Genomic DNA, 13,099 nt, shown 5'->3' with positions numbered 1-13,099 from the left:
GAAAAGAGGGACTCGATTATGAAGAGCTATGTGAGCGAAAAGCAAATTCGACTAGTGGGAAAAGCATGGGAAATCAAACATCTCCTTAGTCAAATGCTTCAACAGGCTGGTCCCCATGTGACGGTAGCCGATTATCTTTCAGGTCCCCACGCGCCTAGCAGATTAAACGTCAACTCTGTTACAGGCCGTATTATCCCGTTTCCCGTCTATAAGCCTACGTTTTTTATTCGGATGGCTCTCTATAAAATGAAAACCGATTAGCCGCGCCATCAGGCGGACGAATCGGTTTTTCTTCATGTTCCGTGGTTTTACACCTTCGCTGCTTCCTTCACGAGCGCAACGACGAGCTCAGCAGTTTTGACAAGATCGCTAATTGCGATGCGTTCTTTGACCGTATGTATGTCTAAATAACCAACGGCCAAATTCACAGTAGGAATGCCCATACCGTTGAAAATATTAGCGTCACTACCTCCACCAGAATGGAAGGTTTTCGCTGTTAAACCAATCGTGCTCATTGCCCGAGATGTCAATTGCACAATTGGCGCTGAATCATCGTGCATATAGGACGCGTAAACGATATCAGCGTTGAATTCACACGTGGTGCCTGCTTCTGCTGCCGCTGATTCACAAGCTTTTTGCATCGCTTCAATCTGCGCTTCCAGCTTATGCTGAACAATACTGCGCGCTTCTGCTTCCATCTTCACTTTGTCGCATACCACATTAAGCGGGCCAACGCCAGAAAAGCTGCCAATATTCGCAGTCGTCTCATTATCAATTCTGCCCAAAGACATCCGTGAAACGGCTTTGCTAGCCACTTGGATGGCTGAGATGCCATCTTCCGGATTCACACCCGCATGTGCTGTTTTGCCATGGAAAATGATTTCAATTTCCGCACGTCCTGGTGCTGCTGTTGCAATGGCACCAAGATTACCGTTGGAATCTAGCGCGAAGCCATATTCTGCTTCCATACTGCTGCGCTCCATCGCACGTGCGCCCTTCAAGCCGCTTTCTTCCCCAGCGGTAATGACGAACTGGATGCGACCATGCGGAATGTTCTGCTCCTTCAAGACTTGAATACCTTCAAGCATCGCGGCAATCCCAGCTTTATCATCGCTTCCAAGAATTGTCGTGCCATCGCTTCGAATGTAACCATCTTCACCGATTTGCGGCTTGATGCCATTGCCAGGCGCTACTGTGTCCATGTGGCAAGTGAAGAAAATGGTAGGAATCGCAGGATTTGCATCTGTCGCTTCCAAGGTGCAGATTAAGTTTCCTGCGCCGTGACCGCTTTTGGCCATCGAATCGTCTTCGACAACTTTCAAGCCCAGGCTGCTAAATTTTTCTTTGAGTACAACACAAATCTCTTGTTCAAATCTAGTCTCACTATCCACTTGCACGAGCGAAATGAACTCTTTGACTAAACGTTCTTGTTCAATCATGTACTTTCCTCCGATACACACTTTGAGTTACAATAAAGCAGTACAAGCTTTCGAAAAAGGAGTGAATCACGTGCTACAGAATAAGAAAATTTTCAAAGTTGTTATCTACATTATGCTCATCGTGATGTTGTTATCCAGCCTATTGTTTACAGCCGGTTTATTTTTTAGCTCTTAAGCGCATTTAGTAAATTTTAGTATCCGCGTTGTAGCTTTCTAAATTTTCTTTTACTCTTTGCAAAAACCTGCCACAGATGACACCATCGAGAATCCGATGATCGAGTGATAAACAAAGGTTAACCATGGAACGCACCGCTATCATATCTTGAATCACAACAGGCCTCTTCACGATCGATTCAAACGACACAATCGCCGCTTGCGGGTAGTTAATGATTGGGTTGGAGAGAATCGAACCGAAGGAGCCTGTATTATTTACGGTAAACGTACCACCAACCATATCGTTTAGCGATAGTTTCCCCGCACGTGTCTTCTTCGATAACTCATCGATTTCCCTAGCTAAACCTGCGATATTTTTTTGATCAGCCTTTTTGATTACGGGTGTCATGACGGAATCTTCCGTCCCGACGGACAAGGAAATATTAATATCGCGCTTCACGATAATTTTATCAACAGCCCAAACTGAGTTAATAATTGGATAGTCTTTGATTGCGTTGACGACAGCCTTCAGCATAAACGCCAAATATGTTAAGTTAATGCCCTCACGGCGCATGAACTCGTCCTTCACCTTGTTACGTAAAACAACGAGATTCGTCACGTCTACTTCGATCATCGTCCATGCATGCGGGATTTCCGTCACGCTTTGGCGCATCTTCGTGGCAATCGCATTGCGCATTGGCGTTACATCAATGAAATGTTCATTCTGCGCATCATAATTGTGACCTTCCGCTTCGCTCAGCGGTGTTTGTGGACTTGATGACAAATGAATGCCCGAGCTGCGAACAAGCTGGCTTGCCGTCTCTTCAACCGCTGGTGTGACTGCTTGTGCAGCTACAGCTGGTGCTGCCGCTTGGACAGCCGCTGGAGTCGCGTTAGCGCCGCCAGAAGCGATGAAGGTCTCGACATCCTTGCGGGTAATACGACCGCCAAGTCCTGTTCCTGCCACGCGCGCCAAATCTACACGGTTATCTTGTGCAAGCCGATGTACCGCTGGTGAGAAGCGTCCGCGCATGCTTTGATCGGACTCTTCCGATGGTGCAGCACTTGCAAGCTGCGTATCTGCCGCGGAAGCTGTGTTCACCGAAGAGCCTGCAGGCTCTTCAATGACACAGATCGCTTCGCCAACAGCAGCGGTTTCGCCGTCGCCAACAATAATTTTGATCAGCTTACCCTCAATCGGGCTCGGCATTTCTGTATTTACTTTCTCCGTGAACATCTCACAGAGAACGTCATATTGTTCAATATAATCGCCTGGCTTCTTGAGCCATTTGCCGATTGTAGCCGAAACGAGACTCTCCGCCAAATGCGGAACCGTTACCTCGGTAAGGCGGCCGGTTTGGTTCATAGGTGGTACCTCCTAATGTCGGGAAAGATCATGGATAATGACGAACATACGGACTAGAATAGCGCAAGTTGACGCATAGCATCCTTCAGCTTATCTGCATTCAGAAGGAAGAACTTCTCCATCGGTGGATTGCTTCCTACCGCAGGAACGTCAGGTCCGCACAATCTTGCGATTGGCGCATCCAATTCAAATAACAATTCTTCCGCGATAATGGCCGATACTTCCGCACCGACACCGCCAGTTTTGTTATCTTCATGCGTGATCAGCACCTTGCCTGTTTTTCTCGCAGCTTCTAGAATCGCATCGCGATCAAGCGGCTGTAAGGTACGCAGATCAAGCACGTGAGCGGAAATACCTTCTTTGGCCAATTCCTCAGCAGCTTGCAGCACGTAATTCACAACCATCCCATAAGCAATGACCGTAATGTCTGTCCCTTGTCGTTTCACATCCGCTTTACCGATCGGAACGATATAATCCTCATCTGGAACATCGGCAGACAGGGCTAAGTAGCATTTCTTATGTTCAAAATAAAGGACAGGGTCAGCGTCACGGATCGCCGCTTTCAACAAGCCCTTCGCATCATACGGATTGGATGGGGCTACGATCTTCAGACCAGGCGTGCCGAAAAACACGGACTCCGGGCACTGCGAGTGATACAAAGCTCCTGCGCCAGTTGCACCATACGGTGCACGGATGACGATCGGGCAGCTCCAGTCATTATTCGAGCGATAGCGAATCTTCGCTGCTTCGCTTAGAATTTGATTCGTGGCCGGGAAGATGAAATCGGCAAATTGGATCTCTGCGATCGGCTTCATGCCATACATCGCCGCGCCGATGGCTACACCGACGATTGCCGACTCTGCCAGAGGCGTGTCCAACACGCGCTCTTCGCCAAACACATCGCGAAGCCCTTTGGTCGTGTTAAGAACGCCGCCTTTCCCTACGTCCTCACCAAGGACGAATACGTTCTCGTCGAGCTGCATTTCCTCCTGCATCGCAGAGCGGATTGCTTCCAAATACGTAATAACAGCCATCTTTATTTGCCATCTCCTTCCGCATAGACATGAAGAAGCGTATCTTCCGGCTTCGGATAAGGGGCAAGATCTGCATACTTCGTCGCTTCATTGATTTCTTGCTTCTGACGCTCTTGCAGCGCTGCGTCTTGCTCTTCGCTCCAGAGTTCACAAGCGATAAGGTACTCTTTGAATTTTAAAATGCCGTCTTTCTGGCGATTTTCTTCGACTTCTTCTTTCGTCCGGTACAACATGTCATCATCCGATGTGGAATGTGGCATAAGGCGGTAAGACATCATCTCGATCAATGTTGGACCTTCACCGCGGACTGCTCTTTCTCTCGCTTCTTTGGTTACACGGTACATTTCAAGGACATCGCTGCCGTCGACTTGCACGCCTGGGAAACCGTAACCGATCGCACGATCAGCGATTTTGCCCGACACTTGCTTATGTAGGGGAACCGAAATTGCGTACTGATTATTTTCACATACGAAAATAACTGGCAGCTTATGAACACCTGCGAAATTACAGCCTTCGTGGAAATCTCCCTGATTACTGGAGCCTTCGCCGAAAGAAACGAACGTAACGAAATCTTGTTTTTTCATTTTGGCAGCAAGCGCAAATCCTGTTGCGTGCGGCACTTGCGTAGTAACTGGAGAAGATCCCGTTACGATATGATTTTTCTTATCACCGAAATGACCCGCCATTTGTCGGCCACCGCTGTTCACATCTTCAGCTTTACAGAAAACAGCCAGCATAAGGTCTTTAACGGTCATTCCGACGGATAGCACGAATGCATAATCTCGATAGTAGGGTAAGAAATAATCCTTATGTGCTTGCATAGCGAAAGCCATACCAACTTGCCCCGCATATTGCCCCATTCCCGATACATGGAAAGGAATTTTACCTGCGCGTTGTAACATGAAAGCACGCTCATCATATTTAGCAGTAAGACTCATAACCGTATACATACGTACGGCCTCATCATCCGATAATCCTAAACTTCTATGCTTATATAGCTGACCAATGGACATGGAGTTTGCCTCCTTAGTGGGATTAGTTGACCGAATAAACTTAATACCTGGTCCTAGTACTTGACTCTATAAGCTTATTATAAACCCAAACGTTTATGATTACAATTTTTATCGGGTAAATTTATCCGTTAATTGCAATTCCATCAACAGCCAGCATCGCTTCACCCAAAGCTTCTGAAAGCGTCGGATGCGGGTGGATTGTTTGTCCCACTTCCCACGGTGTCGCATTGAGAAGCTGAGCTAGCGCAGCCTCTGTAATACTGTTCGTTACTTGCGGACCAATCATGTGAACCCCAAGAATATCATTGGTGTCTTTATCGGCAATGACTTTAACAAAACCATCGGAGTCCCCATAGACCAGTGCTTTCCCGATGCCTTTGAAACTAAATTTACCAACTTTCACTTGGTGACCTTGATCCATTGCCTGCTGCTGGGTCCAACCGACACTAGCTATCTCAGGTCTTGTATACGTGCACTTGGATACGAGATGCGTCTTAAGCTCGTCAGGTTGATGGCCAGCAATATGCTCGGCCGCAACAATGCCTTCATGGCCTGCCATATGCGCCAGCATTAATCCTCCAATGACATCACCAACCGCGTAAATGTGCGATTCCGTTGTTTGCATGAAGCGATTAACGCGAATAACACCCTTATCGATTTTGATATCCGTGTTCTCAAGCCCCATACCTTCAACATTGGCTACCCGGCCAACAGAGACAAGAACCCGCTCCGCAGAAAGCTCCTGCAACTCGCCACCCTTGTCCACCTGCAGTGTAACCCCACCATCTGTCACCTTCACAGATTCAGCTAGCACCTTCGCACCTGTTTCTAATTTAATGCCGCGTTTCTTAAATAGACGCTCCAGCTCTTTCGAGACATCCGCATCTTCTAAATTAACTAGACGTTTATCGACTTCAACGATGGTCACATTGACTCCAAAATCGCTCAGCATCGAAGCCCACTCTACGCCGATCACACCACCGCCAACGATAATAATCGACTTAGGCAGCGTCTCCATGCGCAGGGCATCTTCGCTAGTTAGAATCGATTTCCCATCGATTTCTAGTCCTGGCAAGCTGCGGGGCCTGGATCCCGTCGCAATGATCAGATTACTCGAAAGCAATGTTTCAATATCACCGTCTTCTTTCTCAACAGAAACAGCACCACTTCGCGGCGAGAAGATCGAAGGTCCGATAATTCGTCCATTTCCGTGGTGTATCGTTATCTTATTTTTTTTCATTAAAAACTGAAGACCTTGATGTAATTGCTCTACAATTTGATCTTTACGCCCCAAAACTCGTTCGAAGTTCAACGTAACCGATTCCGCTGAAATGCCATAATCATCGCTATGCTTCATAGAAGCATACACTTCTGCGCTGCGCAGCAAAGCCTTACTTGGGATACAGCCTTGGTGCAAGCAGGTGCCCCCCATCTTGTCTCTCTCGACGATAGCGACAGACTTGCCAAGCTGTGCAGCTTTAATTGCAGCGGTATATCCGCCAATTCCTCCACCTAGTACAACGACATCATATCTATGTTCACTCATGAATGTTTTCCTCCCTATGAAACCTTTTACTCGTCATATGTATACGCATATCTCTATTATATTACCCTTTTTTGGGATGGAAGTCATAGTCTTATTTGTGAATTAGACACACTCGCAGATTCAGAGTATGATGTAGAATAAACGGCTGCATCGCCATTAGGGGCTCTTACGTTTACCCAAACACATAGCCGTATTATCATTGTGAAACATATCCATTCTTATATTTATAGAAAAAGATGTTTCACGTCACATAAGGAGTCGTTATGAAAGCACCCTTCTATCGTTTCGTTGCTATTCTCATTCTTGTTATTCCTGGTTTAACCGCTACGTATGGATTTCTCGCGATGAAGGACGCATTTTTCGCTCAATTCAATACGGATACGAATACCGGCATGCTGTGGGGAAAATTTTTCTTAGGTCTGATTTTATTCGTACTGGGCGTAGCCTTTATTGGCGGATGGACCTTCTTCCGCGATCGTAAGCGCAATTACCTTGCGCCAAGATTCAAACCTAAACGCACCAAATAGACCGGACGCTGCGTCCGGTCCTTTTATTTTAAGATACATCATTCACTCCACACCAACGAGTTTCCAGACCACGTGAGCTGCTCTTTTCAATACCCAATGCAACTGAAACATACTCAGCGCTACGAATATACAAGATAAAACGATGGTTGAAATCCCCTCGCGCGCCCACAGACTTGGCTTTACATCCAGGGCACATAAGCTTTTGATATCTACGAGACGTGCTCCAATTTTCATGCGCACTAGCAGCGCACTCCCCATGTCCTTACTTCCTTTCGCCAGAAAATCACGCAGATGCGCATCCACACCAACCGTAATAAGCCATTCTCCGCCTTTCTCATAAGCAAGTAACAAGGCTGCATCTTCACTATTCCCGAAGCAAGGCAACATATGATAGGCATAGGCGTCCAAAGATGGATTCATGTTGCCACCCGGTTCAGAGGGTATCGTGTGGATAATGATTTCCGCTCCGCATGTCAAAAAACGACTCGACACGTAATCCACATCACTCACCACGATGATATCTGGCGTATAGCCGTTGGCTAATAGGGTATCTGCACCTTGACCAACTCCAATCAGAATTGGATTAAAGGTACTAATCACCTTCTTAGCACCTAGTAAGTCCTTCTTATGCCCTGTTCCGCTCGCAACGATAACCACATGTCTGCCTTCAAATGATGTACGCAGGACGATGTCAGGCATCGGCGCCATGACGGCCTGTTTTTCACGCATGGCGAAAGTTAACGTGTCTTCCACAAACGGTTCCCATCTCTTAGATGCATGCTCATTCGCAGTCTGCTGAGCCACTAACCAATCTTCTCGCGTGAACAATCGACAAGCCACAGACTGCCCTGACACTTGTATGTACGATGAATAAATAGCGACTTCTTGATCTTGCAAGCTGACCGGCATGTGAAGCGCGTCATCCAACTCCCAGATCGGAATATGCTGCTGCAGAAGCAATAACGGACCCTGAGTTGGATAAACACCACTCATCGCACGAGTGCAATGAAGGACACCCTTTACCTTACGATTCAAGAGTTCTTGCGCTTGTTCCTCATCAAGATCTCCGTAGGGCAATACGACGATGCGGTTTGGAGGAAGATGTTGAAACGATTCCTGCTCACTTGCAGCGATATAGATTTTCCCTTTGCAGACCGGATTCCCCTTTGTGGTAAATAAGGATAGGGATGACCAATTCATCGATAGACACCTGACTTTCTTAACGTCATCTCATGGTCTACCTAATTTGCCCGATCCCACAAAATTCTATGTATATTTTAACCCTTGGATGGCAAGTATTGGTTTATATTCGAAGAAAGGAGAAATCATCCATGGAGCTAAACATGAGCGCTGATGAAGTGTTAGGCCACATTGTGCAGCTTCACAGCACAGGAGAATCACTAGCTAAAAAGAATGTGAAGAAGCTGCATCCTGAACTAATGAAGAATGCCTTGTATTACTACCCAAGTTGGGAACACGCGTTACAAAAGACAGGAGTAAGCCCCATTGTTCACTAAACATACATAGGTTTTGCGCTGCTGCTCCTCAGGCTGATATCTGGGGAGCTGTTTTTATAATTCACCGCATTTCGCTACTCCTCAATAACTTCCCACTCCACCTGTACCATCCGGTCAACCCACGTTCTGATTTTTACTTCAATCGCTTGCTCAATTTCTTCGTCCGTCATCTCTCCAAGCTTATGCTCAGCAATTTCTAGCACTTCCTTCTTTAGCATTTCGCCGCCAATTCCGAGCTGAATTTGTATCCGCAAATGAACCACCCTTTATTTGTTATAAATAAACTTTCCATTGTATATAACCCTCAAACTCGTCTAAAATAAAGAAGAAAATAACCTATGAAATGAGGATGCAGCATGGCACGATCCCAAGCACAAAAGATGCGTCAGCGATGCTTACGCGAAGGAAAACTCGACCCGACCATGAATCGCTTAAACTGGCACGGCGTTAGACCGATCACCAAAAAGACACCTACTCTGGCCGAGCAGCAAATCAAACAACTTCATAAGCACAAATCAAGGAATTTGACCCACTCACATGGCGATGATTCCTTTTGTTTTGCTTATTCATCCCCTTCACGAATGGTAATCCCCTGCTGGGCTGCATAATGCATCATTTCCGCCTTCTCCGACGGCCGGAAATTGTACTTACAATCGAACCCATTAAAGAACAACTGCCAACTCGCAACAACGCCATCCTCATCTATTTCCAACTCCGCTACATACAAGGAATCAGGCTCATCCTCAAATTGAAGACCGATGTGAAGAAGCGTCTTTTCCTCGGTTATTTCCTGTTCACAATAGTCCATGATCACGTCTGAAAGTCCTCCTATTGAATTAAATCTTTTTTATTTATATAATATACTAATGCAACCGAGCTAACAAAGATAAGAGCATGCTAATTTATGATTTTGTGAAGTAGAAGGTAGCTTTTACGGAGCAAACTCTCAGGAGGAAATAAATATGGCCTACGATCCGCAGGTAGTTGATGCAACAATAGTAAGTGATAATAAAAAGAATGGTCTTTTCGAAGTCGTTGTTTCGTTGAAAGACCGTAACAAATGTCGTCTTTTCTTCGAAAGAGACGCTGAAACAGGAATCGGTCGCGTAACGGATTTGAACCGTCTGATGAAAGAACCTTGCCCGATCTGCCGTAAAGATTATCTTTGCAATTGCCTTGATCGTTACAAATTCTCTATTGCTGATCAAGCGATGACGTTCATTAAATAAACGTAACTAACATGACGAACCCCCTTAGCCAGCCGGCTAAGGGGGTTCATTGTTGTATGATGTACAAAGGAGCATTCCACCTGAATGTCCTTAACCTTTATTCATAGATAGCTCGGTAGAGCCCTTGCAGCAAGCTTTGGTAGTTCTTCGGATCATAGGTGATCTCTGCAAAAGAAACATGAATCACTTTATTACTGGTTCTAACAATAAAGAAACTCGCTTCTGTCTGCTCGGGATCAATATACGTATAACATTCCAACTGTGTGCTTCCCGTTTGATTGCGAAGAAAAGCTGTCGCTTCCTCACTGATGTTTGCGAATTTAGGCAGATCGCCCACCCCTTATCATCACGTTGTCTTCTTTCTTTTCAAGGCAAGATATCCCCCGATGAGAGCTACAGGCACGATCGCTACAAAGCCAATCCACTCATACCACAAGGGCACACCATCGTTGGTGAGTATCGAATCAAAGCCAATACCAGCCCCAATAACCCCGATAATCGCTGCATTGAATAGTTCCCCGCGTTTAGCAACCTTCGCCGTTAGAAAGCCTCCTAGGAATGTCCAGAACAAGCCGAGCACTAATAAGAAAATCATAAGAGCTGCGTTAGAATATATGGCACTAACGTCCTGTTCCGTAGAGTTTGCAAAAAATAAACTGCCAATCAACCCTGATGATAACAACGTTCCGATATTATCAACGGCAAGTCCTAGCACAACGGCTATGAAATGAAATTTACGTACACTTTTTTGTTCGGACATCAACTTATCTACACTCCTGATCACTTCTGTCTATTAACCTCATTTATAATACCATGTGAAGAGCCATGTAGCCAGTTCAACTCCTCCTTATCCTTTCATCCTTGTACCCACCACTTTGCTTTCGGGTAGCTCATCACATCTGCCCCCTTCAAGGTGATGGTTTGTCCAATTGGCGGTGTCACCATCGTGACGCCGTTCGCCTCAGCAACCTTCGCGGCGCGTGCAACGGGCTCAAACCAATCATGCATGGCTAACGTGAAAGCCCCCCAATGGATAGGGAACATGACTTTCCCTCTAACATCCATGTGTGCTTGTACCGATTCTTCTGGCATCAAATGAATATCAGCCCAGCGTTGATCGTACTGCCCGCATTCGATGAGCGTGAGATCGAAAGGTCCATATTTCTCGCCAATTTGCTTAAAATGAGGTGTATACCCGCTGTCACCGCTGAAGAAGACGCTGGACTGCTTTCCTTTGATCACCCACGAGCACCAAAGGGTCGCCCCGCGATCGTTTATGCTGCGTCCCGAGAAATGGTTCGCCGGGGTACAGGCAAGCTCCAGCCCTTCAAAAGTGAGCTCCTCCCACCAATCATGCTCTTCAATTTGGCCGGCAGGAATACCCCAGCGAATCAAATGGGAGCCCACACCGAGCGGCACAATGAACCTATTCACTTTGTGTTTGATTTTCATAATGGAGCCATAGTCCAGATGATCATAATGATCATGGGATAATATCACCGCATCAATGTGCGGAAGCTGTTCCAACTCGAATGGCAATCCGCCGCTGTATCTGTTTTTGCCCATCCAAGGAAACGGCGAAGGTGCTCGGCCGAACATTGGATCAAGCAGCAACGTCTTCCCGTCCATCGTAAGCAGGCTAGCTGAGTGTCCAAACCATGTCACCGTTGTGTCCGAGCTCTTCACGAATTGCGGCACTTCCATCGGCAGTGGCTTAGCTGGACGCCGATGCGGGCTTCCTTTGAGCATATCACGCAAAATACCGAGCGTGGTGGCAAAGCCCATATTCATCATCGCTGGAAATGGATTATCAAACTTACCGATCGCATATTGCGGAGATTTAGCATAAGCACGAGCTACTTCCTTGGAAGGTTTCCGCCCAAATACAGGATACACCTTCATAAAAATGAGAACCACAACGATGACAACCACAATAATCCCAAGCGTCAGTAACATCTTAATTGCCTCCATGCTGTCTATAATTCATTTGCTCTAACGGGTCAATTCATTTATTTAATGAGTAGACTACGTGTAATAACGTAATAACCTCCCGCAAGGTTCCAACAATTCTTGCGACCTTTTCGAATTCAACATTAATTTCTGCGAAGGGGGACACTAGCACAATCAGCCAATTTGCCCAAACATTCCGCGGAAAAAGTCATAAGCTATCTCGAAACACAAACCAAATCCCCTTGGAGGTTGATACTCATGAGTTGTGGAACTGGCGTAGGGTATAATTCTTCAGCAGCTATCTTGGTACTTTTCATTTTGTTGGTAATTATCACTAGTGCTTTTGTTTGGTAATTAAGTAAATAAACGGATACAGAGAGGCTGCCTAGTCCTTCTAGGTAGTCTCTCTGCTTTTTCATGCTCACATACCGCTGAAGCAAAAAAAAGAACGCTCAGCCAGAGCGTTCTTGGTCAACCATGTATAAAGAGACTAACTGTCTCAAGAAACCTTATGTTCGATACGTAATTTGTCAGCAACCATCGCGATGAACTCGGAGTTCGTCGGTTTGGATTTGGAGATATTGATTGTGTATCCAAAAATAAAGGAGATGCTGTCGATGTTACCGCGCGTCCAAGCGACTTCAATCGCGTGACGGATGGCACGTTCAACGCGGCTCGGCGTTGTTTTGTATTTCTCAGCGATAGCCGGATACAAGGTTTTCGTAATTGCACCCAGAATCTCAATATTGTTGTACACCATCGTAATGGCTTCCCGTAAGTATTGATATCCTTTAATATGCGCAGGTACGCCAATTTCATGGATGATACTCGTGATATTCGCATCCAAGTTTTTACCTTTGGGCATATGAACAACATTGGCACGCGGCGATGAGGATGTCGTCGTTACCGTCGAAGCATTGCCAGCAAGCTGACGGATACGATTCGTAAGTGTTTCCATATCAAAAGGCTTCAGTATGTAATAGGAGGCTCCAAGCTGCACGGCTTTTTGTGTAATATTTTCTTGACCGAAGGCAGTAAGCATAATAATCTTCGGCTGGGAAGGCAGATTCATTTCACGCATTTTCTCCAAAACGCCAAGGCCATCAAGATGAGGCATGATAATATCTAAAATAAGAACATCGGGTAGCTCACGTTGCTGTTCCAGAAAACGAAGGACTTCGTTACCATTGTACGCAACGCCCACAATTTCCATATCCTCTTGCTCACCAATGAACTCTGATAATAAATGGGTAAATTCGCGATTATCGTCTGCAAGTAACACCTGAATTTTTTGCAACTGAATATCCTCCTTTAGCTACTGTAAC

Annotated in this window: 18 protein-coding genes; 6 read left to right on the top strand and 12 right to left on the bottom strand. The window is 46.0% G+C overall.

Annotation, left to right across the window (positions count from 1 at the left end; genetic code table 11):
* Positions 1-18: 18 nt before the first annotated feature.
* Positions 19-261 carry a Z-ring formation inhibitor MciZ gene (mciZ, locus tag A8709_RS26450; protein ID WP_065856771.1) on the top strand — a complete coding sequence of 81 codons (243 nt, stop codon included), beginning with the start codon at positions 19-21 and terminating at the stop codon, positions 259-261.
* 47 nt (positions 262-308) lie between these two features.
* Here the strand turns inward: mciZ and A8709_RS26445 are convergent, their stop codons facing one another.
* A complete protein-coding gene (locus A8709_RS26445; RefSeq protein WP_065856769.1) occupies positions 309-1,439 on the bottom strand; it encodes a M20/M25/M40 family metallo-hydrolase in 1,131 nt (376 codons plus the stop codon).
* Here A8709_RS26445 and prli42 point away from each other — a divergent pair.
* Entirely contained in the window at positions 1,405-1,614 is a 210-nt protein-coding gene (prli42, locus tag A8709_RS35510) for a stressosome-associated protein Prli42 (RefSeq protein ID WP_341833442.1), read from the top strand. The two genes, A8709_RS26445 and prli42, sit on opposite strands and share 35 nt — an antisense overlap.
* Before the next feature lie 6 nt (positions 1,615-1,620).
* Here the strand turns inward: prli42 and A8709_RS26440 are convergent, their stop codons facing one another.
* The 4 genes from A8709_RS26440 to lpdA all read right to left on the bottom strand — a co-directional run bounded on the left by A8709_RS26440 (position 1,621) and on the right by lpdA (position 6,551).
* The gene (locus A8709_RS26440; protein WP_065856767.1) at positions 1,621-2,958 is read right to left on the bottom strand and encodes a dihydrolipoamide acetyltransferase family protein; all 1,338 of its coding nucleotides are present in this window, start codon (positions 2,956-2,958) and stop codon (positions 1,621-1,623) included.
* 53 nt (positions 2,959-3,011) lie between these two features.
* A complete protein-coding gene (locus A8709_RS26435; RefSeq protein ID WP_065856766.1) occupies positions 3,012-3,992 on the bottom strand; it encodes an alpha-ketoacid dehydrogenase subunit beta in 981 nt (326 codons plus the stop codon).
* 2 nt (positions 3,993-3,994) lie between these two features.
* Complete coding sequence (locus A8709_RS26430) at positions 3,995-5,005, bottom strand: thiamine pyrophosphate-dependent dehydrogenase E1 component subunit alpha (RefSeq protein ID WP_065856764.1); 1,011 nt, start codon at positions 5,003-5,005, stop codon at positions 3,995-3,997.
* A gap of 121 nt (positions 5,006-5,126) precedes the next feature.
* On the bottom strand, positions 5,127-6,551 hold the full coding sequence (lpdA, locus tag A8709_RS26425) for a dihydrolipoyl dehydrogenase (RefSeq protein WP_065856762.1): 1,425 nt from the start codon (positions 6,549-6,551) through the stop codon (positions 5,127-5,129).
* A 263-nt stretch (positions 6,552-6,814) separates the two neighbouring features.
* On the opposite strand from lpdA, the gene A8709_RS26420 reads away from it, so the two are divergent.
* Complete coding sequence (locus tag A8709_RS26420; protein WP_065856760.1) at positions 6,815-7,078, top strand: DUF2627 domain-containing protein; 264 nt, start codon at positions 6,815-6,817, stop codon at positions 7,076-7,078.
* A 42-nt stretch (positions 7,079-7,120) separates the two neighbouring features.
* On the opposite strand, the gene steA is transcribed toward A8709_RS26420, so the two are convergent.
* Complete coding sequence (gene steA, locus A8709_RS26415; protein ID WP_065856758.1) at positions 7,121-8,278, bottom strand: putative cytokinetic ring protein SteA; 1,158 nt, start codon at positions 8,276-8,278, stop codon at positions 7,121-7,123.
* A 131-nt stretch (positions 8,279-8,409) separates the two neighbouring features.
* On the opposite strand from steA, the gene A8709_RS26410 reads away from it, so the two are divergent.
* The gene (locus tag A8709_RS26410) at positions 8,410-8,595 is read left to right on the top strand and encodes a hypothetical protein (RefSeq protein WP_065856756.1); all 186 of its coding nucleotides are present in this window, start codon (positions 8,410-8,412) and stop codon (positions 8,593-8,595) included.
* A 74-nt stretch (positions 8,596-8,669) separates the two neighbouring features.
* Here A8709_RS26410 and A8709_RS26405 read toward each other — a convergent pair whose 3' ends face one another.
* Positions 8,670-8,849 carry a hypothetical protein gene (locus A8709_RS26405; RefSeq protein ID WP_065856754.1) on the bottom strand — a complete coding sequence of 60 codons (180 nt, stop codon included), beginning with the start codon at positions 8,847-8,849 and terminating at the stop codon, positions 8,670-8,672.
* Positions 8,850-9,157: 308 nt separating this feature from the next.
* Positions 9,158-9,409 carry a hypothetical protein gene (locus A8709_RS26400; RefSeq protein WP_065856752.1) on the bottom strand — a complete coding sequence of 84 codons (252 nt, stop codon included), beginning with the start codon at positions 9,407-9,409 and terminating at the stop codon, positions 9,158-9,160.
* 148 nt (positions 9,410-9,557) lie between these two features.
* Here A8709_RS26400 and A8709_RS26395 point away from each other — a divergent pair, with 148 nt between their 5' ends.
* Complete coding sequence (locus tag A8709_RS26395; RefSeq protein ID WP_065856750.1) at positions 9,558-9,824, top strand: hypothetical protein; 267 nt, start codon at positions 9,558-9,560, stop codon at positions 9,822-9,824.
* 97 nt (positions 9,825-9,921) lie between these two features.
* Here A8709_RS26395 and A8709_RS26390 read toward each other — a convergent pair whose 3' ends face one another.
* From A8709_RS26390 to A8709_RS26380, 3 genes are all read right to left on the bottom strand, one after another.
* Positions 9,922-10,161, bottom strand: a complete 240-nt coding sequence (locus A8709_RS26390) for a hypothetical protein (protein WP_065856748.1) — start codon at positions 10,159-10,161, stop codon at positions 9,922-9,924.
* Between the two features lie 9 nt (positions 10,162-10,170).
* Positions 10,171-10,584, bottom strand: a complete 414-nt coding sequence (locus tag A8709_RS26385; protein ID WP_065856746.1) for a hypothetical protein — start codon at positions 10,582-10,584, stop codon at positions 10,171-10,173.
* 95 nt (positions 10,585-10,679) lie between these two features.
* Positions 10,680-11,618 (bottom strand): MBL fold metallo-hydrolase, encoded by a 939-nt coding sequence (locus A8709_RS26380; RefSeq protein ID WP_425262354.1) that lies wholly within the window; start codon positions 11,616-11,618, stop codon positions 10,680-10,682.
* 414 nt (positions 11,619-12,032) lie between these two features.
* On the opposite strand from A8709_RS26380, the gene A8709_RS34225 reads away from it, so the two are divergent.
* On the top strand, positions 12,033-12,128 hold the full coding sequence (locus A8709_RS34225) for a YjcZ family sporulation protein (protein ID WP_141692656.1): 96 nt from the start codon (positions 12,033-12,035) through the stop codon (positions 12,126-12,128).
* A 145-nt stretch (positions 12,129-12,273) separates the two neighbouring features.
* Here the strand turns inward: A8709_RS34225 and spo0A are convergent, their stop codons facing one another.
* Positions 12,274-13,071, bottom strand: coding sequence for a sporulation transcription factor Spo0A (gene spo0A, locus A8709_RS26375; protein WP_065856742.1), 798 nt, complete (start codon positions 13,069-13,071; stop codon positions 12,274-12,276).
* Positions 13,072-13,099 lie beyond the last annotated feature (28 nt).

The organism is Paenibacillus pectinilyticus (genome assembly GCF_001700435.1).
Lineage (GTDB): Bacteria > Bacillota > Bacilli > Paenibacillales > NBRC-103111 > Paenibacillus_E > Paenibacillus_E pectinilyticus.
Note: the sequence above shows the minus strand (reverse complement) of the source record. Positions and strands in the feature narration are given on the sequence as shown.

What these genes read in the sequence shown, in the direction of transcription:
- mciZ (WP_065856771.1), top strand. Translation starts at nt 19, where the DNA reads ATGAAGAGCTATGTGAGCGAAAAGCAAATTCGACTAGTGGGAAAAGCA.
- prli42 (WP_341833442.1), top strand. Translation starts at nt 1,405, where the DNA reads ATGAACTCTTTGACTAAACGTTCTTGTTCAATCATGTACTTTCCTCCG.
- A8709_RS26445 (WP_065856769.1), bottom strand. Translation starts at nt 1,439, where the DNA reads ATGATTGAACAAGAACGTTTAGTCAAAGAGTTCATTTCGCTCGTGCAA.
- A8709_RS26440 (WP_065856767.1), bottom strand. Translation starts at nt 2,958, where the DNA reads ATGAACCAAACCGGCCGCCTTACCGAGGTAACGGTTCCGCATTTGGCG.
- A8709_RS26435 (WP_065856766.1), bottom strand. Translation starts at nt 3,992, where the DNA reads ATGGCTGTTATTACGTATTTGGAAGCAATCCGCTCTGCGATGCAGGAG.
- A8709_RS26430 (WP_065856764.1), bottom strand. Translation starts at nt 5,005, where the DNA reads ATGTCCATTGGTCAGCTATATAAGCATAGAAGTTTAGGATTATCGGAT.
- lpdA (WP_065856762.1), bottom strand. Translation starts at nt 6,551, where the DNA reads ATGAGTGAACATAGATATGATGTCGTTGTACTAGGTGGAGGAATTGGC.
- A8709_RS26420 (WP_065856760.1), top strand. Translation starts at nt 6,815, where the DNA reads ATGAAAGCACCCTTCTATCGTTTCGTTGCTATTCTCATTCTTGTTATT.
- steA (WP_065856758.1), bottom strand. Translation starts at nt 8,278, where the DNA reads ATGAATTGGTCATCCCTATCCTTATTTACCACAAAGGGGAATCCGGTC.
- A8709_RS26410 (WP_065856756.1), top strand. Translation starts at nt 8,410, where the DNA reads ATGGAGCTAAACATGAGCGCTGATGAAGTGTTAGGCCACATTGTGCAG.
- A8709_RS26395 (WP_065856750.1), top strand. Translation starts at nt 9,558, where the DNA reads ATGGCCTACGATCCGCAGGTAGTTGATGCAACAATAGTAAGTGATAAT.
- A8709_RS26385 (WP_065856746.1), bottom strand. Translation starts at nt 10,584, where the DNA reads ATGTCCGAACAAAAAAGTGTACGTAAATTTCATTTCATAGCCGTTGTG.
- A8709_RS26380 (WP_425262354.1), bottom strand. Translation starts at nt 11,618, where the DNA reads ATGATGAATATGGGCTTTGCCACCACGCTCGGTATTTTGCGTGATATG.
- A8709_RS34225 (WP_141692656.1), top strand. Translation starts at nt 12,033, where the DNA reads ATGAGTTGTGGAACTGGCGTAGGGTATAATTCTTCAGCAGCTATCTTG.